The sequence below is a fragment of the Allobosea sp. RAF48 genome, from assembly GCF_052114025.1.
Lineage (GTDB): Bacteria > Pseudomonadota > Alphaproteobacteria > Rhizobiales > Beijerinckiaceae > Allobosea.
The window spans coordinates 216,126-237,822 of sequence record NZ_JBFRDZ010000008.1; the positions used below are offsets into that span (position 1 = coordinate 216,126).

At 67.1% G+C, this 21,697-nt stretch carries 19 protein-coding genes and 1 tRNA gene; 14 read left to right on the forward strand and 6 right to left on the reverse strand.

Annotated elements, in window-relative coordinates; translation table 11 throughout:
• The first annotated feature begins 110 nt into the window (after positions 1 to 110).
• Together irrA and AB4Z10_RS17005 are read left to right on the forward strand one after the other, a co-directional pair.
• On the forward strand, positions 111 to 575 hold the full coding sequence (gene irrA, locus AB4Z10_RS17000) for an iron response transcriptional regulator IrrA (protein WP_441471556.1): 465 nt from the start codon (positions 111 to 113) through the stop codon (positions 573 to 575).
• A gap of 27 nt (positions 576 to 602) precedes the next feature.
• Positions 603 to 1,379, forward strand: a complete 777-nt coding sequence (locus AB4Z10_RS17005) for an META domain-containing protein (protein WP_441471557.1) — start codon at positions 603 to 605, stop codon at positions 1,377 to 1,379.
• Positions 1,380 to 1,398: 19 nt separating this feature from the next.
• Here AB4Z10_RS17005 and AB4Z10_RS17010 read toward each other — a convergent pair whose 3' ends face one another.
• A complete protein-coding gene (locus AB4Z10_RS17010; RefSeq protein ID WP_441471558.1) occupies positions 1,399 to 1,929 on the reverse strand; it encodes an SH3 domain-containing protein in 531 nt (176 codons plus the stop codon).
• A gap of 173 nt (positions 1,930 to 2,102) precedes the next feature.
• On the opposite strand from AB4Z10_RS17010, the gene AB4Z10_RS17015 reads away from it, so the two are divergent.
• Positions 2,103 to 3,098, forward strand: a complete 996-nt coding sequence (locus AB4Z10_RS17015; RefSeq protein ID WP_441471559.1) for a 2-hydroxyacid dehydrogenase — start codon at positions 2,103 to 2,105, stop codon at positions 3,096 to 3,098.
• A gap of 108 nt (positions 3,099 to 3,206) precedes the next feature.
• On the opposite strand, the gene AB4Z10_RS17020 is transcribed toward AB4Z10_RS17015, so the two are convergent.
• Both AB4Z10_RS17020 and AB4Z10_RS17025 read right to left on the reverse strand, forming a co-directional pair.
• The gene (locus AB4Z10_RS17020; RefSeq protein WP_441471560.1) at positions 3,207 to 3,887 is read right to left on the reverse strand and encodes an HAD family hydrolase; all 681 of its coding nucleotides are present in this window, start codon (positions 3,885 to 3,887) and stop codon (positions 3,207 to 3,209) included.
• Positions 3,888 to 3,909: 22 nt separating this feature from the next.
• Positions 3,910 to 4,914, reverse strand: a complete 1,005-nt coding sequence (locus tag AB4Z10_RS17025) for a complex I NDUFA9 subunit family protein (RefSeq protein ID WP_441471561.1) — start codon at positions 4,912 to 4,914, stop codon at positions 3,910 to 3,912.
• A gap of 277 nt (positions 4,915 to 5,191) precedes the next feature.
• Between AB4Z10_RS17025 and AB4Z10_RS17030 the strand changes: the two genes are divergently transcribed.
• Positions 5,192 to 5,278 (forward strand) — tRNA-Leu (locus AB4Z10_RS17030).
• 647 nt (positions 5,279 to 5,925) lie between these two features.
• On the opposite strand, the gene AB4Z10_RS17035 is transcribed toward AB4Z10_RS17030, so the two are convergent.
• Both AB4Z10_RS17035 and hmgA read right to left on the reverse strand, forming a co-directional pair.
• Positions 5,926 to 6,231, reverse strand: a complete 306-nt coding sequence (locus AB4Z10_RS17035) for a hypothetical protein (RefSeq protein ID WP_441471562.1) — start codon at positions 6,229 to 6,231, stop codon at positions 5,926 to 5,928.
• A 183-nt stretch (positions 6,232 to 6,414) separates the two neighbouring features.
• Positions 6,415 to 7,773 (reverse strand): homogentisate 1,2-dioxygenase, encoded by a 1,359-nt coding sequence (hmgA, locus tag AB4Z10_RS17040; RefSeq protein WP_441471563.1) that lies wholly within the window; start codon positions 7,771 to 7,773, stop codon positions 6,415 to 6,417.
• Positions 7,774 to 7,917: 144 nt separating this feature from the next.
• Between hmgA and AB4Z10_RS17045 the strand changes: the two genes are divergently transcribed.
• On the forward strand, positions 7,918 to 8,397 hold the full coding sequence (locus AB4Z10_RS17045; protein ID WP_441471564.1) for a MarR family winged helix-turn-helix transcriptional regulator: 480 nt from the start codon (positions 7,918 to 7,920) through the stop codon (positions 8,395 to 8,397).
• Here the strand turns inward: AB4Z10_RS17045 and AB4Z10_RS17050 are convergent.
• Positions 8,361 to 9,149 (reverse strand): enoyl-CoA hydratase/isomerase family protein, encoded by a 789-nt coding sequence (locus AB4Z10_RS17050; protein WP_441471565.1) that lies wholly within the window; start codon positions 9,147 to 9,149, stop codon positions 8,361 to 8,363. The genes AB4Z10_RS17045 and AB4Z10_RS17050 overlap by 37 nt on opposite strands.
• Before the next feature lie 175 nt (positions 9,150 to 9,324).
• Between AB4Z10_RS17050 and AB4Z10_RS17055 the strand changes: the two genes are divergently transcribed.
• From AB4Z10_RS17055 to AB4Z10_RS17095, 9 genes are all read left to right on the forward strand, one after another.
• Positions 9,325 to 11,673, forward strand: coding sequence for a molybdopterin guanine dinucleotide-containing S/N-oxide reductase (locus AB4Z10_RS17055; RefSeq protein ID WP_441471566.1), 2,349 nt, complete (start codon positions 9,325 to 9,327; stop codon positions 11,671 to 11,673).
• Between the two features lie 98 nt (positions 11,674 to 11,771).
• Complete coding sequence (locus tag AB4Z10_RS17060; RefSeq protein ID WP_441471567.1) at positions 11,772 to 13,058, forward strand: NAD(P)/FAD-dependent oxidoreductase; 1,287 nt, start codon at positions 11,772 to 11,774, stop codon at positions 13,056 to 13,058.
• A 158-nt stretch (positions 13,059 to 13,216) separates the two neighbouring features.
• Positions 13,217 to 14,854 (forward strand): methyl-accepting chemotaxis protein, encoded by a 1,638-nt coding sequence (locus AB4Z10_RS17065; protein ID WP_441471568.1) that lies wholly within the window; start codon positions 13,217 to 13,219, stop codon positions 14,852 to 14,854.
• Positions 14,855 to 14,878: 24 nt separating this feature from the next.
• Entirely contained in the window at positions 14,879 to 15,343 is a 465-nt protein-coding gene (locus AB4Z10_RS17070; protein ID WP_441471569.1) for a chemotaxis protein CheW, read from the forward strand.
• Positions 15,343 to 16,617 carry a CheR family methyltransferase gene (locus tag AB4Z10_RS17075; protein WP_441471570.1) on the forward strand — a complete coding sequence of 425 codons (1,275 nt, stop codon included), beginning with the start codon at positions 15,343 to 15,345 and terminating at the stop codon, positions 16,615 to 16,617. The genes AB4Z10_RS17070 and AB4Z10_RS17075 overlap by 1 nt, the downstream gene beginning before the upstream one ends.
• Positions 16,617 to 17,318, forward strand: a complete 702-nt coding sequence (locus AB4Z10_RS17080) for a chemotaxis protein CheW (RefSeq protein WP_441471571.1) — start codon at positions 16,617 to 16,619, stop codon at positions 17,316 to 17,318. Before AB4Z10_RS17075 ends, AB4Z10_RS17080 begins: the two co-directional genes overlap by 1 nt.
• The gene (locus tag AB4Z10_RS17085) at positions 17,315 to 19,579 is read left to right on the forward strand and encodes a hybrid sensor histidine kinase/response regulator (RefSeq protein WP_441471572.1); all 2,265 of its coding nucleotides are present in this window, start codon (positions 17,315 to 17,317) and stop codon (positions 19,577 to 19,579) included. The genes AB4Z10_RS17080 and AB4Z10_RS17085 overlap by 4 nt, the downstream gene beginning before the upstream one ends.
• 28 nt (positions 19,580 to 19,607) lie before the next feature.
• Complete coding sequence (cheB, locus tag AB4Z10_RS17090) at positions 19,608 to 20,630, forward strand: chemotaxis response regulator protein-glutamate methylesterase (protein ID WP_441471573.1); 1,023 nt, start codon at positions 19,608 to 19,610, stop codon at positions 20,628 to 20,630.
• A 10-nt stretch (positions 20,631 to 20,640) separates the two neighbouring features.
• Positions 20,641 to 21,669 (forward strand): diguanylate cyclase, encoded by a 1,029-nt coding sequence (locus AB4Z10_RS17095; protein ID WP_441471574.1) that lies wholly within the window; start codon positions 20,641 to 20,643, stop codon positions 21,667 to 21,669.
• Positions 21,670 to 21,697: the final 28 nt, after the last annotated feature.

A 21,697-nucleotide genomic window follows, 5' to 3' on the forward strand; every position in this document is an offset into this window, starting at 1 on the left:
CGTGCTTGCGACGGTGAAGCTGAGGTCCTACATTTCTTTAGGATGATTTCAATAAACCGGCGGAGCTGCGGGCGCCCGTTGCGAACAAAGACACGAGAACGAGAATTGGCATGAGCGATCTGACTTCGCAAAACCAGGGCGACGGCTTGGTTGTGCGGCAGGGCTGCCCCTTCCACGATGTCCGGCAGAAGTTGCGGCGTGTCGGCCTGCGGCCAACCCGCCAGCGCGTTTCGCTCGGCTGGGTGCTCTTCGCCAAGGGCCAGCGCCATGTCAGCGCCGAGATGCTCTATGAAGAGGCGATGAAGGAGCGGATCCCGGTCTCGCTCGCGACGATCTACAACACGCTGCGCCAGTTCACCGAGGCAGGTCTCCTGCGCGAACTGACGCTCGACGGCGCCAAGGCCTATTTCGACACGGCCGATCACGAGCATCACCATTTCGTCGTGGAAGGCGAGAACCGGGTCATCGATATCCCGGCGCAGGAGATCGACGTCGCCAGCCTGCCGACACCGCCCGAGGGCTACCAAATCGCACGCGTCGACGTCGTGGTGCGGCTGCGCAAGATTGACGGCTGAGCCGGCCTCCTTTCGCTTGAAAGGTCGATGACGATGCGCTCTCTCCGCCCCCTGATCTCGCGGCGGACCTTCGCGGGGCTGGCTTTCGCCGCGGCTCTTCCCTCCATTCCCGCTGTCGCGGCGCCGCGGACGCTGAGCGGCACCGTGTCCTATCGCGAGCGCATGCTGCTGCCACCGAGCGCGATCGTCGAGGTCAAGCTCCTCGATGTCTCCCTGGCCGACGCGCCGGCTCGCACCATCGCCGAAACCCGTGTCTCCGGACGGCGCATCCCGGCGCCCTGGACCCTGCATTTCGATTCGCAGCAGATCGAACCGCGGCGCAGCTACGCGCTGCAGGCACGCATCCTCGATCGGGGACAGCTGCTCTTCACCACCACGGAACGACACGGCGTCTTTGCAGGCGGGCCGGACCAGACCGAAATCTGGGTCCAGCGCGTGGCGGCGCAGGATCAGCCGGCCACACCGGCCTCCTCCCCTATCGGGAGCTGGCGCCTCGCCAGTCTCGGCGGCGCCGAGACACCGGCTTCGATCACGACCGCCATCACCATCGCCGACGATGGCAGAGTGTCCGGACGCGGCGGCTGCAACGGGTTTGGCGGCAACGCGACCGTCCGGGGCCGGACGATCCGGTTCTCGCGCATGGTCTCGACGATGATGGCCTGCGCACCCGACGTGATGAATCAGGAGCAGCGCTTCCTGAAGACTCTCGAGCGGGTACATCGCTGGAGCATCGAGCGTCGCACGGGGCGGCTCGCCTTGCTCGACCGGGGCGGCCGGCCGCTGATGACGCTAACCCGGCAGTAGCCCCGACTGCCCGCCCGTCTCAGTCAACCTTTTCGTTCGGATAGACGCCCCAGAGGCGCTCCTGGCGGATAAAGCCGATGATGTTGCCGACGCTGACGCGGCACCAGGCATTGGCGCAGGAGTTGACATTCGTGACGACCCCCGCCTGCAGCCGGGCGACCACGTTCGCGTCCTCCGATGCGCTGCTACGCATCGGGAACACCTCGTCCTTGTTCCGGGACCACGGCGCCACGAGCGCAGTGCGGCGTCCGGAAAGCAGGCTGTGCAGCACCCAGCCCTCGGTGCCGTCGGCATCGCGCACGCGGCGCCAGGTCTCGAATTCCGCCGTCACCTCGACCGGCAGCCCGGCGCGCTGATAGACCCAGCGGGTGCGATGCTCCTTCGACGGCCCCTCGCGCAAATTCACCCGGTCCGTCTTTAGGCTGACATAGCGCGGCACCGGAAGGCCCGTGACGGAGCCCGCTTGCATGTCCTGCGCGGCGGCGGTGAGCGACGAACCGATGAAGAGTGCGCCGATCAGGGCGATTTGGCGCATCGTCGTAACCTTCATCCGCCGTTCTCCCTGTTCGGCACCCTGCCCCCGGCGAAGGGTCAAGTTGTCTTCCGCTGCGCCGCCGCATAGACAACTCATACGGGGCTGCGCAACCGCTCCATTCCTGGGCCAGCAGGGTTAATGGCTGGTTGAAGGCCGCGGCGAATACGGATGACGGAAGGGTGACCGGCATGTCGAAGAAGAAACCCCTGGTCGTGGTGACGCGCAAGCTGCCCGCGGTGGTGGAAACCCGAATGCGCGAGCTGTTCGACGCCAGGCTCAACATCGATGACAAGCCGATGTCGCAGGCCGCCCTCGTCGAAGCCGTGAAGACCGCCGACGTGCTGGTCCCGACAGTCACCGACAAGATCGACGCCGCCATCATCGCGCAGGCCGGGGACCAGCTCCGGCTCATCGCCAATTTCGGCAACGGCGTCGACAATATCGACGTCGCCAGCGCCGTGCAGCGCGGCATCACCGTCACCAACACGCCCGGCGTGCTGACCGACGACACCGCCGACATGACGATCGCGCTGATCCTTGCCGTGGCGCGCCGGATCGCCGAGGGCGCCCGCGTCATCCCCGACGACGACTGGGCCGGCTGGTCGCCGACCTGGATGCTTGGCCGGCGCATCACCGGCAAGCGCCTCGGGATCGTCGGCATGGGACGCATCGGCCAGGCCGTGGCGAAGCGCGCCGCCGCCTTCGGCCTGTCGATCCACTATCACAACCGCCGCCGGGTCGATCCGCGCACCGAGGAGAGGCTCGATGCAACCTACTGGGATTCGCTCGACCAGATGCTGGCGCGGATGGATATCGTCTCGGTGAACTGCCCGCATACGCCGGCAACCTATCACCTGCTCTCGGCGCGCCGCCTCAAGCTGATGAAGCCGGACGCGATCCTGGTGAACACCGCACGCGGCGAGATCGTCGACGAGACGGCGCTCGCCCGCATGCTGGAAGCCGGAGAACTCGCCGGCGCGGGCCTCGACGTGTTCGAGAGCGAGCCCGCCGTCAATCCGCGACTGCTCAAGCTCGCCCGCCAGCACAAGGTCGTCGTCCTCCCGCATATGGGCTCGGCCACCCATGAGGGCCGCGCCGACATGGGCGAGAAGGTCATCGTCAACATCAAGACCTTCATGGACGGCCACAAGCCGCCGGATCGCGTGCTGCCGAGCATGCTCTAGCAGCGGACCGAAAAGTGGAATCCACTTTTCGGCAGAATCCGATGTTCTGACAAAGCGATAGATCGCTATGCGCCCGTGGGACGCATGGCGATCTGAAAGCCGGGCGCCTCAGGCGGCGTGGAGCTCCGCGAGCCGCGCCGCCTCGCCCGGCCAGTCCCGATAGGTGTCGATCACGCCAGTGGCCCCTGCAGCCAGCAGGCGATCGCGCATACGCGGCTTGTCATGGGCCGTTCCGGTGAAGCCCACCACCTGCATGCCCGCCGCCCGCGCAGCCTGCACGCCCGGCACGGAATCCTCCAGGACGAGGCAATTTGCCGGCTGAACAACCATCTGCGCAGCGGCGAAGAGGAAGACGTCAGGCGCCGGCTTGCCGCGGGCGACCTGCGACGCCGAAAAGACATGCGGATCGAACAGGTCGAGAAGGCCGGCGAGGCCGAGGTTGCGCCGCAACGGTTCGAGGCTGGTCGAGGAAGCAACGCAACGGCGCCCGGCGAGCAGAGGCAACGCCTCCCGCACCCCCGGCAGCGCCCGCAGCTCGCGTTCGAGCCGGGCAGCCACGCCGTCCTCGATTCTGCTCTCGAAATCGGCCGGCAGCCGGCGGCCGAGCGCCGCTTCGATCACCTTGAAGCCATCGGCAAGCGGAATGCCGACGAGATGCGCGTTATAATCCTCGATCGTCCACTGCGTCAGGCCGATCTCGTGGCAGAGCACGAGACTGACCTCGCTGTAGAGCGTCTCGCTATCGATCAGCGTGCCGTCGCAATCGTAGATGACGAGATCGAACGGCATCGTCGCCTCCCGGCGCTGCCGCTCAGCTCGCCCGGGCAGTGTCGAACTGGCCGGCCTTGCGGAAGCGCCAGAGATAGGAGGAGATGATCGCCTCGACCGAAGTCGGAGCAATGCCAATCCCGGCGAAGTCCCGGCCTTCCTTGGCCGCGGCCGAGGAGACGACGTTGTCGCTTTGCAGCAGCGTCACCTGATCACGGGTCAGGACCAGCTCGTCAGGAATCAGACCGAGCGTCAGCGTGTCCAGCACCTGCAGCACGCTGCCCATGATCCGCGCCAGCGGGAAAGGCAGCGGCGCCAGCAGGCGCTTGCGGCCAGTCACGCGGCAGACCTCCTCGAGGACCTGGCGCAGGCTCATGACCTCCGGGCCGCCAAGCTCGTAGACGCGCCCGCCCTGCACCGTGCCATCGACCGCACGCGCCGCCACCTCGGCGACGTCGCCGACGAAGGCCGGCTGGAACTTCGTCGCGCCATCGCCGACCAGCGGCAGCACCGGCAGCATCCGCGCCATCGAGGCGAAGCGGTTGAAGAAGGTGTCCTCCGGTCCGAACATCACGGAAGGCCGCAGCACGACCGCGCCTGGCACGGCGGCGAACACGGCGGCCTCGCCCTCGGCCTTGGTGCGGGCATAGGTCGAGGCCGATTCGGCAACCGCGCCGAGCGCCGAGACATGGACCAGCCGGGTGATGCCTGCGGCAGCGCAGGCCTGGGCCACGGCGCGTGCACCGTTCGCCTGCACGGCCAGGAAGCTCTGGCGCCCCTGCTCTTGCATGATGCCGACGAGGTTGATGACGGCGTCAGCGCCCTTCACGGCAGCGGCAACCGAGGCGGGATAGCGCAGATTGGCCTGCACGGCATGGATCTGGCCGACAGTGCCGATCGGCTGCAGGAAACCTGCGAGGTCCGGGCGGCGCACCGCGACCCGCACCCGATAGCCGCGCTTGACGAGCGCCCGCACGACGTGGCGGCCGACGAATCCGGAACCACCGAAAACCGTGACGAGTTGCTGAGCCGGGGCTTGAAGGGCCATCGCGGGAGCTCCGTTTAGAATGCTTCTGCCCTCCTAGATCATGTTCCGCCAAAGTGGAAATCCCTTTTGCGCCGAACATGCACTGGTCCGGAAGATGCGGCCTTTCGCCCTAGGCCGGTTCGGTTCTTCGGGCATTCCTTCCCCTTTCCGCGTGGCTTTCCGGGTAACCCGATATTCCGGGCCGAGACGCTTTCCACAGGCTGCGGCCAGCCGAATGCATTTCGTTGATGCAGGCCCGTTGACAGGACGACTCGGCCCCCGTAAACGAACCGCCGTTGCCCAGGTGGCGGAATTGGTAGACGCACCAGCTTCAGGTGCTGGCGCCTGCAAGGGCGTGGAGGTTCGAGTCCTCTCCTGGGCACCACTCATCTACCAGAGTGGTGGTTTGTCAGCGCCTTAGCTGACGTTATGGGGCTATGGCTCGCCGTTGTCGTGAACGATGGCGAGCGCCGATGGTGGTGCGCTTCGGCGCCCCCATCAGCCGGAACTCCTTTTCCATCGTCTACATCGTCCAGCGCATTCCGTCAGACCGGAGCCGACGAGCGCAAGCTGCGCATTGCCCTTCATGAGCAAGGCCGGCTTATCTTGCCGCCCCCCAAGGTGCCGAGCCGCAATGATGCGCCCTCGAAGCAAAGATCATGTGATCCGTGTCGCACGAATAGCGAAACACGGGCGGTGGATGCCGCGAGCGCCCCATCGCAAACCGGCAAATCGCGTAGCCGACAAACAAGCGGCCGCTTGGCTCCCGGCCTACTCCTTGGCGGATCGCGCTGAAGCGACAGAAGCTTCATCGGCATAGACGGGCGCCGCGGACCGTACCTGTTCGGCGAAATCCACCGCCACTGCCGAACGGAAGCGGCCGGCCCCCCAGATGATGGCCATCTCGAAGAAGCCCCGCGGCCTGAGCGGGCGAATCTCGATACCCATGTGCCGATATTCTCACCGCCGCCACCGAGCTGCGCGAAGGCGATCACAGCATGCACGCCGCTGGCCGCTCGGAGGCCAAGGATATCAAGCCGCGTCGTGATCGCGGGTCGCGAGATCCTCGACATAGCGGCGGCGGATCTCGGCCGTGTTCGGAAGGTGCCGCGCCTCGAGCCAGGCCACGAAAGGCCCCGGCCGAATCGTGACGATCTGCAAGGCCCGCCCTCTGGCAAGCCAGGCATTCATCACGGTCTCCGCACTCCGCCGCCAGTCCTCATAGCGCGGCGGCATCTCGGAGCGGTCCTGGGCAAGCTCCCAAAGGACAGGAAAATCCTCAGGTTCGTACCACGGCATCGCCACCGTGTACTCTTCCACCGTCGGTTTCACATCCAAGCCGATCGTCCGCGCGCGGCGCGGAAACTGAGGGTGCTAACCGCCCAAGTCGGGGGTAGTCGGCCTGGGCCGATCAGGCGCTTGGGCATGGTCGATGTCAAGCGACAGCAGCTTGCGCGGCCGAGCGCGCCGACCAGGAAACGGAGGCGGTTCCTTACGGGGCGTTGATCCGCTGCCCATCTGCTATGGCCGGCTCGGATCGAAGTGTTTCGTGAGCTTATGGCCGTAGCCGCCGTAGTCTTTCTGAAAGGCATTGGACCCGGCGGCGAACGCCGTGACCTGCTGCGGAAACCGGGTCTCGAACATGAAGGCGAGCGTCCCCTCCAGCTTGTGCGGCTTCAGCTCGACATTGCTGGCGCGCTCGAAGGCGTCGACGTCGGGCCCATGCGGCAGCATCATGTTGTGCAGCGAGATGCCGCCCGGCACGAAGCCGCCGCCGGTCTTGGCGTCGTAGACGCCGTAGACCAGCCCCATGAACTCGCTCATCACGTTCATATGGTACCAGGGCGGGCGGAACGTGTTCTCGGCCACCAGCCAGCGATCGGAGAAGATGACGAAATCGATATTGGCGGTTCCAGGCGTTTCCGACGGCGAGGTCAGCACCGTGAAGATCGACGGATCGGCATGGTCGTATAGAACCGGCCCGACCGGCGAATATTTCCGCAGATCGTATTTGTAGGGCGCGTAATTGCCGTGCCAGGCGACGACATCGAGTGGCGAATGCGCGATGTCGGCGACCCAGAGATTGCCGCCCCATTTTACGAACATTCTGGAAGCTGCGTCGCGATCCTCAAAAGCTGCGACGGGCGTGAGGAAATCGCGGGGATTGGCGAGACAGTTGGCGCCGATCGGCCCGCGCTCCGGCAGGCTGAAGGCACCGCCATAGTTTTCGCAGATGTAGCCGCGCGCCGGGCCGTCCTTGAGTTCGACGCGGATCTTCACCCCGCGCGGGATCACCGCAATCTCGCCCGGCTCGATGTCGATGATGCCGAACTCGGTCCAAAGCCTCAAAGCCCCCTGCTGGGGCACGAACAGCATCTCGCCATCGGCATTGTAGAAGTACTCGTCCACCATCGAGCGCGTGGCCAGATAGACATGCGCGCCCATGCCGCCCTGGCTGCCGGCGTCGCCGGCCGTGGTCATGCTGTGGATGCCCTCGACGAAGGACAGCGGCTGCGACGGGATGGGGAGCGGACTCCAGCGCATCGGGGCAAGCGGCAGGTCGACCTCGCGGGCGGGAGCGGTGCGCCACAGCCCGATATCGGCCTTTCGGAACCGGTTCCAATGCGCCACCGTCGGCCGGATGCGGTAGAGCCAGGAGCGCTCATTGGTGGTGCGCGGCGCGGTGAAGGGCGAACCTGAAAGCTGCTCGGCGTAGAGGCCGTAAGCGCAGCGCTGCGGCGAATTGCGGCCAAGTGGCAAGGCGCCCGGCAGAGCCTCGGTCTCGAAGCCGTTCCCGAAGCCGGACATGTAGCCCGACTGGATGGCGCTTTCGATCTTGCGCTCCCCGGCAGACGGCGTGGCGGAGTTCTGGACATTCATGATCACGACCTCCCGGTGTCGGTCCGCGGCAAGGCAATCGCCAGCGGCCGGCGTCCCCAACCCGCGCGTCGCCGGTGGGTCCCCGGCGATGCCCTCGGCAAAAACCGTTGCTTTCGTAACTGTTGATTTTGTAACCAACAAGGCATGACGACGCTCGCGCTCGAACGCTTCCTTCCCTATCGGTTCAACCGGCTGAGCACCGCGCTATCGCTGCGATTCCGAGCGGTCTATGGGACGCACCATGACCTGACCGTGCCTGAATGGCGGGTGCTGGCGACAATCGGCCAGTTCGGCGCGATGACCGCAAAAGCGATCGGCGCGCATTCGGCGATGCACAAGACCAAGGTCAGTCGCGCCGTGCGCGCGCTCGAGGAGCGTCGCTGGCTGACACGGCGCGAGAACGAGGCGGACCGGCGCGAGGAGAGCCTCACCCTGACGGCGGCGGGCTCGCGCGCCTACGGCGAGATCGTGCCGCGTGCGCTCGCCTTCGAGGCGGAGATCCTGACCGCGCTCGGCCCCGACGCCGCCTTGTTGTTGCAGGGGCTGGACCGGCTGGAGGCGCGATTGTCGCCGCCTGAGGAAGCCCGTCAGAACCGCGGCGCGCGCTTCTGGAAGAAGGCCTGAATTCCTTCCTTGAAGTCGGCTGTCCCGGCATTGGCAATAAAGGCCTGCTTCTCCAGATCGAGCTGTGCGTCGAAGGAACCTTCCATCGCGGCCTGAACGAGCGCCTTGCTCGCCCTGTTGGCGCCGAAGCTGCACTGGCTCAGGCGCTGGGCCATCGCCTGCACCGCCTCCGCGAGCTCGCCGTCCGGCACCACCCGGTTGACGAGGCCGAGGCGCAGCGCGGTCTCGGCGTCCATCGCCTCGTTCAGCAGCACGAATTCGAGCGCACGCCGCGGGCCGAGCAGCCTCGCGAGCGACCATGTCGTTCCGCCATCCGGGTTGGTTCCGAGCCTGGTGTAGGCTGAAAGGAAGCTCGCGCTCTGTGTGGCAATGACGAAGTCGCAGGCCAGCGCCAGACCGACGCCGCCACCCGCGACCGGCCCTTGCACCGCGGCGACCACCGGCTGCGGCAAGGCCTTGATCAGGCGCATCAGGGCATGAAAGCGGCCGATGAGCTGGCCAGCCGTCGCAGCTGCCCCCGCGAGATCGGCATGGAAGCGGGAAAGATCCCCGCCCGCCATGAAAGAACGGCCGGCACCGGCCAGAACGACCGCCCTGATGCTCGAATCCGCGGCGATCGGCTCGAATGCCGCGAGCAGCGCGTCCGCCAGCGTCTCGTCGAGAACATTCAGCGCCTTCGGCCGGTTCATGGTCACCGTCAGCACGGCGCCCTTTCTGTCGACGACCACCACGTCGCCGGAGGAATCCTGCATTGTCCCGACACCTTCCAGATGATGCGCCGCCAACTCTGCCCCGCCAGGCTCGTGAAGACCAGCAGAAGGGGTCTGCTCCCAACGCATCGCTCGATCGTGGATTTTTCTTGCGATCCGTCATGGACCGGCGGATGACGGATCGTCGTTCCCAGCTAACATTCCAAGGATCGCGGCGATGACGAGCCCTGCCGGCCAGGCACCCGAGGCTTCCACCGAGAACGAAGCCTTTCGTCCGCATACTTCGCACTGGGGCGTATTTTCGGCCCGGATGAAGGACGGGCAGCTCGAGGTGCGGCCGCATCCGGGCGATCCCGATCCGAACGACATTATCCAGAATTTCCCGGGGGCGCTGCGCCACCGCGCCCGCATTGCGCAGCCGATGGTGCGCCGCGGCTGGCTGGAAAACGGGCCGGGTCCGGACGATCGCCGCGGGCGCGACGAATACGTGCCGATGTCCTGGTCGGCGGTGCTCGACAAGCTCGCGGCCGAACTGCGCCGCGTGCGCGACGATCACGGTCCCGGGGCGATCTTCGGCGGCTCCTATGGCTGGGCCAGCGCCGGCCGCTTCCACCATGCCCAGAGCCAGATCCACCGCTTCCTCAACACCTCGACCGGCGGCTATGTGAAGTCGGTGAACAGCTATTCCTCGGGCGCGTCTTCCGTCCTCGTGCCGCATATCATCGGCGACTACGAGGATCTGGTGAAGCGCAACGTCTCCTGGGAGCAGATCGCCGATCACAGCGAGATCGTGCTCGCCTTCGGTGGGATGGCGCTCAAGAACAGCATGGTCGCCGGCGGCAGCATCAGCCGCCACGTCGAGCGTGGCGCGATGGAGCGCGCGCAGGAGCGCGGCTGCGAGTTCGTGCTGGTCAGCCCGCTGCGGGGCGATCTCCCGGCCGAGGCAGGCGCGGAATGGGTCGCGAACATCCCGGGCAGCGATGCGGCGCTGATGCTGGCGCTCGTCCACACGCTCGTCGTCAACGGGCTGCATGACCGCGCCTTCCTCGAGCGCTACACGGTCGGCTGGCCGGTCTTCGAGCGCTATCTGCTCGGCGAAAACGACGGGCAGCCCAAGGATGCGGCCTGGGCCGCTCCCATCACCGGCATGCCGGCTGAGGACATCGTGGCGCTGGCGAAGCGCCTGCACGGCAAGCGCGCGCTGATCGTCGTGGCGCACGCCCTGCAGCGCGCCGAGCATGGCGAGCAGCCGGTCTGGATGGGCATGGTGCTGGCGGCGGCGCTCGGCCAGATCGGCCTGCCCGGCGGCGGCTACGGCTACGGGCTCGGCGCCATCGCCTATTACGGCCGACGCTACAATGCCGTACCGATGCCGACCTTCTCGCAGGGCAAGAACCCGATCAGCGATTACATCCCGGTCGCACGCATCTCCGACATGCTGCTCAATCCGGGAACGACTTATCGCTACAACGGCCAGACCCGGACCTACCCTGAGATCAAGCTGGTCTACTGGGCCGGCGGCAACCCGTTCCATCACCATCAGGATCTCAACCGGCTGCGGCAGGCCTTCGCCCGCCTGGACACGCTTGTCGTTCATGAACTCGCCTGGACGGCGACGGCACGCCATGCGGACATCGTGCTGCCCTGCACGATGACGCTGGAGCGCGAGGATATCGGCGGCAATTCCAACGACCCGCTGCTGGTGCCGATGCACCCGGTCGTCGCGCCCTATGGCGAGGCCCGCGACGACTACGCCATCTTCGCCGATCTTGCGGAGCGGCTGGGCACGGCCGAAGCCTTCACCGAAGGCCGCAGCGTGCGGCAGTGGCTGGAGTATCTCTACGAGCCGACCCGCGCCGGCCTCACCGAGAAGGGGCTGCCGGCGCCCACCTTCGCCGAATTCTGGGCGAGCGAAGGCTATGAGCTGCCGCAACAGCCCGACGATGGCGGCAAGCTGCGCGCCTTCCGGCAGGATCCGGCCGCTTCGCCGCTGCCGACCCCGAGCGGCAAGCTCGAGATTTTTTCAGAGACCATTGCGAGCTTCGGCGAAACCGATTGCCTGGGTCACCCGGCCTGGCTCGGCGCGACGAACGTTCCCGATGCGGCCAACCCCTACGTCCTCGTCGCCAACCAGCCGCGAACCCGGCTGCACAGCCAGTTCGATTTCGGCGGTCATAGCGGCGAGGGCAAGCTTCGCGGCCGCGAGGTCGCGCGCATGCATCCGGAGGATGCCGCCGCACGCGACATCGTCGATGGTGATATCATCCGCATCTCGAACGAACGCGGCGCCTGCCTTGCTGGCGTCATCGTCACCGACGGCATCCGCAAAGGTGTCGTCCAGCTGCCGACCGGCGCCTGGTACGATCCCGCCGACCCGGACGAGGACAAGCCGCTCTGCGTCCACGGCAATCCGAATGTCCTGACGCGCGATATCGGCACCTCGGCCCTGGCGCAGGGTTGCACGGGGCAGTTGACGACGGTGCAGGTCGAGCGCTTCGACGGCAATCTGCCGCCGATCCAGGCCTATGATCCGCCGGGCGCATCGACCGCCGAAGCGGCGGAATAAGCTATCGCGGCGTGAAGCGCGATCCGCTGTGCTGAAGAGCGCCGGCGGATCGCGTATAGCTGTCCACCGAAGTCGTCTTCCGCCTGCCGCGAGCCCTGATGCCCCCCTCCTATATCGATACCTACTACCGCCGTACCCTCGCTTCGGCGGACGGCTACCCGCCTGCCGAGGGGCAGATCAAAGCGGAGATCTGCATCGTCGGTGGCGGACTGGCAGGACTGACCGCCGCGCTCGAACTGGCACGGTCCGGCCGCTCGGTCGTGCTGCTGGAGGCGCAGCGTGTCGCCTGGGGCGCTTCGGGACGCAATGGCGGCTTCGTCAGCGCCGGCTATGCGACCTCGCTCTCGGCCATCGAACGCCAGGCGGGGCGCGAGCAGGCCGAGGAACTCTATCGGCTCACGCTCGAAGGCGTCGGCATCGTCCGGCGCAACATCGAAAGCCTCGGCATCGACGATGCAGCGCCCTCGCCCGGCATCATGCGGGTGGTGCGCTACGATGGCGGCGCGGCGCTACAAAAGGAGCGCGACGCGCAGAAAAAGCGGTTCGGCCGCAATCTGCGCTATCTCGACCGGGAGGAGACGCGCGCGCTGCTGCGCTCGCCGAAATACCACGCGGCGATCGCCGACGACGACGCCTTCCACTTTCATCCGCTCAACTATGCCCGCGGCCTCGCCCGCGAGATCACGCGGCTCGGCGGCGCAATCCATGAGGGCTCGCCGGTCCTGTCCTGCGAGCTGGAAGGGCCTGTGAAGCGCTTGCGCACGGCGCAGGCAACCATCGAGGCCGAGCAGGTTCTCTTCACGACGGGCGGCTATACCGGCGGCCTGTTCGCGCCGCTAAAGCGCGCCTTTCTGCCGATCGCGACCTATGTTCTGCTGACCGAGGCGGCGCCGGAGCGGATCCGCGAGGCTATCCGCACCAGCGCGGGCGTCGGCGACGACCGGCGCGCCGGCGACTATTACCGGCTCGTCGAAGGTGGCTCCCGCATCCTCTGGGGCGGCCGGATCACCACGCGCACGACCGAGCCGCGCGATATCGCCGCGCTCCTGCGGCGCGAGATGGTCACGACCTATCCGCAGCTTTCGGAACTCAAGGTCGAGCTCGCCTGGTCGGGCCTGATGTCCTATGCGCGCCATCTGATGCCGCAGATCGGGCAGTACCGTCCGGGCGTCTGGTACTGCACCGCCTTCGGCGGCCACGGCATGAACACGACGGCAGTCGGCGGCACCGTCATCGCGGAGGCGATCCGGGGCGCGAGCGATCGCTTCAAGCTGTTCGCTCCATTTGGCCTCGCCTGGAACGGCGGCCCGTTCGGCACCGCCGCGGTCCAGCTGACCTACTGGCGCTATCAGGCAGCCGATTTCCTGCGGGAACGCCGGCAATAGCGGCCGACTCGACGCCAAGGCGGTTCTTCGAATCGTAGCGGTGCTCTTCAACAGTCGGGAAATAACTCCGCGCTAACGATGTTTCGGGGCGTTCCGTCCGCGCGTCCGCGCAAGCGCGATCGGGGAGCCCCAACTGCACCTCGATGAGAGATTGAATCATGAAGAGCCTGACGATACGCCGCCGTATCCTGCTCAGCTTCGCCGCAGTGATGGCCGTGATGTCTGCCATCGCGGCGCTCAGCTATGTCTGGTTCCTGCAGACCGAGCGCGAGGCGCTGACCGTCGAGACCAACACGGTGCCCGGTCTTTATTACAGCGCGCAGTTGACCACGGCCTGGACCGGAGCCCGCGGCCTCATCCGCGAATTCCAGCTTTCGGACACGGCGGCGGAAAGGACCCGCGCGAGCGATGCCATCCTCGCGAGCAGGGAGAAGGTGCGCTCCCTGCTGAAAGCGTATCAACCCACCATCGACTCCGACGAGGATCGCAAGAACTACGCCGAGGCGGTGCGGCTGTTCGAGCAATATGTGCCGATCGAGGACGCGATGCTCGCGGCCTCAAAGCTCGCGGCCACCAATGGGCAGGCGATCGATCAGAGCACGATGGTGAAGGACCAGATCGAGCCGCTCGCGGTGCGGCTCGGCAGCGCCTTCCAGAGCATGATGGAATTCAACAAGGCCGAGGCAGACGACTCGACCCGCAGCATCGTCCGCATCGTCCGCGCCGCCGAGTTCGGGTTGCTCGTCGCCTTCGTCGTCGCGCTGGGCCTCGCGATCCTCTGCGGCTACCTGCTGTTCAGGGCGATCACCATTCCGCTCGGCAGGTTGCTGGGCATCGTCGATGTGATGCGGCGGGGCGATTTCAGCGAAAGGCTCGAACTGGACCGGCGCGACGAGTTCAGCACGCTGGCGGATGGCGTCAACGCCATGGCCGACGACCTCGCCGGACTGATCGGCCAGATCCAGAAGTCGAGTATCCAGGTCAACACCTCGATCACCGAAGTCGCCGCGACATCGAAGGAGCAGCAGGCGACCGCCAGCGAGATCGCCGCGACCACGACGGAGATCGGCGCGACGTCCAAGGAAATTTCGGCGACGTCGAACGAGCTGGTGCGCACCATGGACGAGGTTTCGGCAGTGGCCGAGCAGACCGCCACGCTCGCCGGCGGCGGCCAGGCGGGCCTCGCGCGGATGGAAACCACGATGCAGCAGGTGATGGAAGCGGCCGGCGCGATCAACGCCAAGCTCGCGATCCTCAGCGAGAAGGCCGGCAACATCAATCAGGTCGTCACCACCATCACCAAGGTCGCCGACCAGACCAACCTGCTGTCGCTCAATGCGGCCATCGAGGCGGAGAAGGCCGGGCAGTACGGGCGCGGGTTCGCCGTCGTGGCGACCGAAATCCGCCGCCTCGCCGACCAGACCGCCGTCTCGACCTACGACATCGAGCAGATCGTCAAGGACATCCAGTCGGCCGTCGCCGCCGGCGTGATGGGCATGGACAAGTTCTCCGAGGAGGTCCGGCGCGGCATGCAGGATGTCCAGCAGGTCGGCGGACAGCTGTCGGAGATCATCGAACAGGTGCAGGGGCTGGTGCCGCGTTTCGAAGTGGCGAACGAAGGCATGCAGGCACAGGCGACCGGTGCGGGCCAGATCAGCGAGGCGCTGGCGCAGCTCAGCGAAGCCGCGCAGCAGACCGTCGAATCCCTGCAGCAATCCACTCTTGCGATCGACGAGCTGAACCAGGTGTCGAGCGGGCTGCGTGGCAGCATCTCGCGCTTCAAGCTGCGTGCGTGACGAAAACTGGTGCGGGAGCGACCGATGCTGTTCCTCATGTTCCAGCTCGGGCAGGATCGCTACGTGCTCGATACCGCGCAGGTCGAGGCCGTGCTGCCGCTGCTCGCCGTGAAGCAGATCCCGGCTGCCCCGGCCGGTGTCGCGGGCGCGATCAGCTACCGCGGCACACCCGTGCCGCTGATCGATCTCTCCCTCCTGGCGCTCGGCCGCCCGGCTGCGCCCGTGCTGAGCACCCGGATCATCCTGCTGCACTATCCGACCGAACAGGGAGAGCGTCGCCTCCTCGGGCTGATCGCCGAGCGGGCCATCGAGACCGTCGCACGCGATCCCGCCGATTTCGTCGCCTCCGGCATCGAGGCCGGGACGCCGGCCTATCTCGGACCGGTCGCGGCCGACGAGGGGGGCCTCATTCAGTGGATCAGGGCGGAAGGGCTGCTTTCACCGGAGATCCGCGACATCCTGTTCCGGCAGCTGACGGCAGAGCCGTGATGGAGAAGGGCGCGGCCACCGGCGACTTCGAGCGCATCCTTCAGGAGATGATCGGGCTGAGCATCGAGACAGTCGGCCCCTCCGTCGTCCGTCACGCCCTGGCGCGGCGCATGACGGCTAGCGGGCAGCCCGACCTCGACACCTATCGGCGCTACTTCGCCGAGAACGAGAGCGAGCGCCAGGAACTGGTCGACTGCGTCGTCGTGCCGGAGACCTGGTTCTTCCGGGACCGCGAGGCCTTCGTCGCGATGGCGCGAAAGGCGCGCGAGCTGCGACGCGAGGACCGCCCGCTCCGGCTGCTGAGCCTGCCCTGCTCGACGGGCGAAGAGCCCTACTCCATGGCAATGGCACTGTTCGATGCCGGCTTCGAGCCGAAGCACTTCGCGATCGACGCCATCGACGTCAGCAGCCGTAACCTCTTGCTGGCCGAGAGGGCGATCTACGGGCGGAACTCCTTCCGCGGCGGCGACCTCGCCTTCCGAGCGCGCTATTTCGAAGCGCTCGGCAGCGAATTCCGGCCCCATGAGATCGTGCGGCGGCAGGTTCGTTTTTCGCTCGGCAATGTCCTCGATCCTGCGCATGCGCCCGGGCGCGAAGTCTACGACATCATCTTCTGCCGCAACCTGCTGATCTATTTCGATCGCGAGACGCAGGCCGCCGCCCTTGCGGTGCTCCGTCAGGCCTTGACCGCGAATGGGTTGCTGCTCGTCGGCCCTGGGGAATCCGGCCTGCCCTCCCTCCATGGCTTCACGGGCGCACGACTGCCGCGTGCATTCGCCTTTACCAAGGCGGACGCTCCGCCGAGCATCCAGTCCAAGGCGCGCCCCGAGCCGGCGCTGCAAGCGCGTCGCAAACCGCCGGTTTCCGCACTCCCCAGTGTTGCCCCCCCGCCGAGGCATCGGCCCTTCGCGGCTCCGGCACAGACCGCATCGAAGGCCCCAACCGCGTCGCCCGACGGCGAGGCTGCGGGCCTTGCCGCCATCGAGAACGCCGCCAACGCCGGACGCCTGGCCGAAGCGCGAGTCGCAGCGGAGCGCCACATCGCCGCGTTCGGCCCGTCGGCTCAGGTCTTCTACCTGCTCGGCCTCGCCCAGGACGCCGACAACGCCGAGGAGGCCGCCGCGGGCAACTATCGCAAGGCTCTCTACCTCGCGCCGGACCACAGCCAGGCGCTGGCGCATCTCAAGCTGCTGCTGCAACGCCGCGGCGATGAGGCGGGCGCCAGGGCGCTGGCCAACCGGCTCGACCGGCTGACGAAGAGGAGCGGAACCTGATGTCCGTCGCAGTCGACATGACGCCGGAGCCCGCGAGCGGCATCGACGAATGCTGGCGAGAGATCGGTGTCCGGGGCGACCAGTCCTGTCCCCAGCTCGAGACGCATCTGCATTGCCGCAACTGTCCGACCCACGCGCAGATTGCCCGCCAACTGCTCGACAGGACGGTGCCGCAGGGTTACCGCGAGGAATGGACCCGCTTCTTCGCCAAACCGGCGAGCAAGGGCGCGAACCAGGACACGCTTGAGACCGTCCTGATCTTCAGGCTCGGGGCGGAGTGGCTCGCCCTGCCGGCCGCCGCCTGTCAGGAGATCGCCGAGCCGCGCCCGATCCATTCCCTGCCCCACCGCCGCAGCACCGCCGTTCGCGGCATCGTCAACGTTCGTGGCGAATTGCTCGTCTGCGTCGCCCTGTCCGAACTGCTTGGGATCGATGCCGACGCGGTGCCCCGGACGAGCGAGCGGATCACGGCCTTCCGCCGCCTCATTGTGGTCGGTGCGGAAGGCCCGCGCTCGGCCTTCGAGGTCGACGAGGTCCACGGGCTCCACAGCTTCGACCGGAACGAGCTGGGTACCGCCCCCGCCACCATCGGCAAGGCCGCCGCGAGCGCCGTCGCGGGCGTGATCGCCTGGAATGGCCGGGCGGTGGGCTGTCTCCATGACGAACGGCTGGCCGGGTTGATCGACCGGAGCATCGCATGAGCGGCGAGGATTTCAGCGAATTCTCCCTGCTCGAGCTGTTCCGCGCCGAGCTCTCCGCGCAGTCTCAGGCGCTGACGACCGGGCTTCTGGCGCTGGAGCGTGACCCGGTGGCGGCCACGCATCTGGAAGCCTGCATGCGGGCTGCGCATTCGCTCAAGGGCGCAGCGCGGATCATCGATCTGACCCCGGCCGTGCGGGTCGCCCATGAGATGGAGGAGTGCCTGGTCGCAGCGCAGCACGGAAAGCTGCGACTGAACCACGCCCATATCGATACCCTGCTCAAGGGCATCGATCTCCTGACAGCCCTGTCCTCCGACGAGGCCCCCGATGCGGCCGAAGCGGAGCGGCGGATCGACCGCTTCATTGGGGCGCTTCAGCAGGCTTCCAAGGGCGGTGTGCCGGAGGCCCCCGGGAGCGCCGAACCGGCACCCGAACAGAATACCGCCCCGCTCGCCGAAAGCAGCACGCTGGCGACTTCTGCCGAGGCGGGCCCGGCAGCCCCGTACGGCGACGGGCATGGCGGCCGCATGGTCCGGGTCACGGCGGAGAGCCTCAATCGCCTGCTCGGCCTTGCCGGCGAGTCGTTGATGGCATCCCGGCGTCTGCGGCCTTTCAACGATGGGCTTCTGAGGCTGCGGCGAGCGCAGGCCGAGCTCGCCCGGAGCGTCGACGCCCTCCACACCGCGTTGCCGGCAGCGACGACCGACCCGCATGCGCTGCAGGCGCTGGAGGCCGTGCAGATCAGGCTCCAGGCTAGCCAGGCGATCCTGAGCGAGCGACTGGACGAGTTCGACGCCGTCGACCGGCAGGCCACCGATCTGGCCAGCCGGCTCTACGACGAGACGCTGGCAAGCCGCATGCGGCCCTTCGACGACGGCGTCCGGCATTTCTCCCGCACTGTCCGGGACATCGGGCGGGCGCTCGGCAAGACGGCCCGGCTCGACATCGTCGGCGGCACGACGAGCATCGATCGCGATATTCTCGAGCAGCTCGACGCCCCGCTCGGCCACCTGCTGCGCAACGCGGTCGATCATGGACTCGAAACACCCGAGGAACGGCGCGCAGCCGGCAAGCCGGCCGAAGGCGTCATCCGCCTCGAAGCACGGCACCATGCCGGGCTCCTGCAGATCATCGTCTCGGATGACGGCCGCGGCATCGATCTCGATGCATTGCGGCAGGCAACGCTCGAGYGTGGCTTCACCACGGCCGAAACCGTGCATGATCTCAGCGAGGCGGAGCTGCTGGAATTTCTCTTCCTGCCCGGCTTCTCGATGAAACCGACGATCAGCGACATCTCAGGGCGCGGGGTCGGCCTCGACGCCGTCCAGGCGATGGTGCGCCAGACACGCGGACAGGTCGAGATCACCTCGCGGCTCGGCCAAGGCACCCGCTTTCAGCTGCAACTGCCGCTGACGCTGTCGGTCATCCGGGCCTTGCTCGTCGAGATCGCCGGGGAGCCGTACGCCCTCCCCCTTGCCGCGATCACGCGGGCGCTGCGACTGCCGCTGGAAAGGATCGCCTCGCTTGAAGGCAGACCGCATTTCCAATTCGACGACCGGCAGGTCGGGCTCGTCACCGCGCATGAGGTTCTCGGTCACGGCGAGCCCAGCTCGGCCGGGGCCGAACTCGCGGCCGTCGTCGTCGGCCAGGGCAACGACGTCTATGCCATGATTGTCGATCGTTTCCTCGGCGAGCACGAACTCGTGGTGCGTCCGCTCGATCCACGGCTGGCCAAGGTCAAGGACGTGAGCGCCGCCGCCCTGATGGAGGATGGTTCCCCCGTGCTGATTCTCGACGTCGAGGATCTGATCCGCTCGATGGAGAAGCTGGTCTCGAGCGGTCGCCTGAAGCCGCTGGAGCACCGGGCGGAACGCGCCACGCAGAAGCGGCGCAAGCGCATCCTCGTCGTCGACGATTCGCTCACCGTGCGCGAGCTGGAGCGGAAGCTGCTTTCCCATCGCGGCTTCGAGGTCGAGGTCGCGGTCGACGGGATGGATGGCTGGAATGCCGTCCGGTCGGGCTCGTTCGACCTCGTCGTGACCGATATCGACATGCCCCGCATGGATGGAATCGAGCTCGTGACCCTGCTCAAGAAGGACAACGGCCTGCGGAACATCCCGGTGATGATCGTCTCCTACAAGGATCGCGAGGAGGACCGGCGCCGTGGCCTCGATGCCGGCGCCGATTACTATTTGACCAAGAGCAGCTTCCACGACGAGACTTTGCTCCACGCCGTCGAAGATCTCATCGGCGAGCCATGAGGTTGAGCGCCCCGATGAAGGATCTCCCATGAGAGTCGGCCTGGTCAACGATCTGCCGATGGCCGTCGAAGTCCTGCGGCGGATCGTGACCTCGACCGCCGAGCACAAGGTCGCCTGGGTCGCCATCGACGGATCGGAGGCCGTGGAGGCCACCCGGCGCGACCGCCCCGATCTCATCCTGATGGACCTGAACATGCCGGTCATGGACGGCGTCGAAGCCACCCGGCGGATCATGGCCGAGACCCCCTGCCCGATCCTGCTCGTCACCGCCAGCGTGGATGCCAATGTCTCCGGCGTCTACGATGCGATGGGCTACGGCGCGCTCGACGCCGTCGACATCCCCGTCGTCGGCGCGAATGGCGCCGCCTCCGCCTCGGGCGGCGCGCTACTGGCGCGCATGGCGGCGGTCGCCCGCCTCGCCGGCGACATGCCGCAAACGGCACCCAGACCCCGCCCGCCAGCTCCGCGCAGCACCTCGACGCGGCAGCTCGTCGCCATCGGAGCCTCCGCCGGCGGCCCCGCCGCCGTCGCCGCTCTGCTCACCGGGCTGCCGCGGGGCTTTTCGCCGGCCATCGTCCTCGTCCAGCATCTCGACGCGCAATTCGTGCCGGGTTTCGCAAGCTGGCTCGAACAGCAGAGCGGGATCAGGACGCGCCCTGCCCTGGAAGGCGACCGGCCAGTGCCTGGCAGCGTGCTGATCGCGGCAAGCGGCGACCATCTCGTCTTCACGTCGGCGGACGAGCTCGGCTATCGGGCGGAGCCGCGCGACTATGCCTACCGCCCCTCGGTCGATGCCTTCTTCGAGAGTGTCGCACAGCAATGGCGCGGCAGCGCGGTCGGCGTGCTGCTCACCGGCATGGGGCGGGACGGCGCGCGCGGATTGAAGCTCCTGCGCGACAAGCACCATTTGACAATCGCGCAGGATCAAGCGACCAGCGCCGTCTACGGCATGCCCAAGGCAGCTGCGGCCATCGGCGCCGCCTCGGAAATTCTGCCCCTGACCGCGATCGCGCCGCGCCTCGTCGAGGTCTGTGGCAAGCCGGCTCTCTAAAAGGTCCATCATGGCAGGCGAACCAAACCGATCCGCACCCGAGGCCCCCCTCCCCGCCGACAATTATCTGGCGATGGTGCTGCTCGTGGACGATCAGGTCATGGTCTGCGAGGCCGTCCGGCGGGCGCTGACGCATCATGACGACGTGGACTTCCACTACTGCACCGACCCGCTGGAAGCGATCGAGGTCGCCCAGCGCGTCAAGCCGACCGTCATCCTGCAGGATCTGGTGATGCCCGGCGTGGATGGGCTCGATCTGGTGCGGCGCTATCGCAAGCACCCTGCGCTCCACAGCGTGCCGGTCATCGTGCTCTCGACCAAGGAAGATCCGGCTATCAAGAGCGAGGCCTTCCAGGCCGGCGCCAACGACTATCTGGTGAAACTGCCGGACACGATCGAGCTGATCGCGCGCATCCGCTACCACACCCGGGCCTATATCGATCACCTCCAGCGCGACGAAGCATACCGCGCGCTGCGCGAGAGCCAGCGCGAGCTCATGCGCGCCAATCTCGAGCTTGAGCGCCTGACACGGATCGACGGGCTGACCGGGCTCGGCAACCGCCGCTATTTCGACGAGTATCTCGCTGCGGAGTGGAAACGCGGCGTTCGGACCGGCAGCCCGCTCTCGGTGCTGATGATCGATGTCGATCACTTCAAGCGCTACAACGACGCCTATGGCCATCTCGCCGGCGACGACGTGCTGAAACAGGTGGCGGGCGTGATCCAGAACGGCGCTTGTCGCGCGACCGATCTCGCCGCCCGTTTCGGCGGCGAGGAGTTCGTCGTGATCCTGACCGATGTGTCGGCCGAAGGCGCCGCCCATGTAGCGGAGGGCATGGTCCAGGGCGTGCGCGACCTGAACATCCCTCATGGCGCGGGGCGAGTGACGATCAGCGTCGGCGTGGCGACCGCCTGGCCGAACGGCGAAGCTGGCCCGGGCGGCCTCGTCAACGCAGCCGATCTCGCACTGTTTCGCGCGAAGAACGGCGGGCGGGACCGTGCGGTGTTCCCGGAGGCCACGCCAGCCGATGGCGGCTAGCTGACGCAGCCCCGGTATCGGGTTTGCA

Coding starts and splice junctions, on each gene's coding strand:
- irrA (WP_441471556.1), top strand. CDS start 111: ATGAGCGATCTGACTTCGCAAAACCAGGGCGACGGCTTGGTTGTGCGG.
- AB4Z10_RS17005 (WP_441471557.1), top strand. CDS start 603: ATGACGATGCGCTCTCTCCGCCCCCTGATCTCGCGGCGGACCTTCGCG.
- AB4Z10_RS17010 (WP_441471558.1), bottom strand. CDS start 1,929: ATGAAGGTTACGACGATGCGCCAAATCGCCCTGATCGGCGCACTCTTC.
- AB4Z10_RS17015 (WP_441471559.1), top strand. CDS start 2,103: ATGTCGAAGAAGAAACCCCTGGTCGTGGTGACGCGCAAGCTGCCCGCG.
- AB4Z10_RS17020 (WP_441471560.1), bottom strand. CDS start 3,887: ATGCCGTTCGATCTCGTCATCTACGATTGCGACGGCACGCTGATCGAT.
- AB4Z10_RS17025 (WP_441471561.1), bottom strand. CDS start 4,914: ATGGCCCTTCAAGCCCCGGCTCAGCAACTCGTCACGGTTTTCGGTGGT.
- hmgA (WP_441471563.1), bottom strand. CDS start 7,773: ATGAATGTCCAGAACTCCGCCACGCCGTCTGCCGGGGAGCGCAAGATC.
- AB4Z10_RS17045 (WP_441471564.1), top strand. CDS start 7,918: ATGACGACGCTCGCGCTCGAACGCTTCCTTCCCTATCGGTTCAACCGG.
- AB4Z10_RS17050 (WP_441471565.1), bottom strand. CDS start 9,149: ATGCAGGATTCCTCCGGCGACGTGGTGGTCGTCGACAGAAAGGGCGCC.
- AB4Z10_RS17055 (WP_441471566.1), top strand. CDS start 9,325: ATGACGAGCCCTGCCGGCCAGGCACCCGAGGCTTCCACCGAGAACGAA.
- AB4Z10_RS17060 (WP_441471567.1), top strand. CDS start 11,772: ATGCCCCCCTCCTATATCGATACCTACTACCGCCGTACCCTCGCTTCG.
- AB4Z10_RS17065 (WP_441471568.1), top strand. CDS start 13,217: ATGAAGAGCCTGACGATACGCCGCCGTATCCTGCTCAGCTTCGCCGCA.
- AB4Z10_RS17070 (WP_441471569.1), top strand. CDS start 14,879: ATGCTGTTCCTCATGTTCCAGCTCGGGCAGGATCGCTACGTGCTCGAT.
- AB4Z10_RS17075 (WP_441471570.1), top strand. CDS start 15,343: ATGGAGAAGGGCGCGGCCACCGGCGACTTCGAGCGCATCCTTCAGGAG.
- AB4Z10_RS17080 (WP_441471571.1), top strand. CDS start 16,617: ATGTCCGTCGCAGTCGACATGACGCCGGAGCCCGCGAGCGGCATCGAC.
- cheB (WP_441471573.1), top strand. CDS start 19,608: ATGAGAGTCGGCCTGGTCAACGATCTGCCGATGGCCGTCGAAGTCCTG.
- AB4Z10_RS17095 (WP_441471574.1), top strand. CDS start 20,641: ATGGCAGGCGAACCAAACCGATCCGCACCCGAGGCCCCCCTCCCCGCC.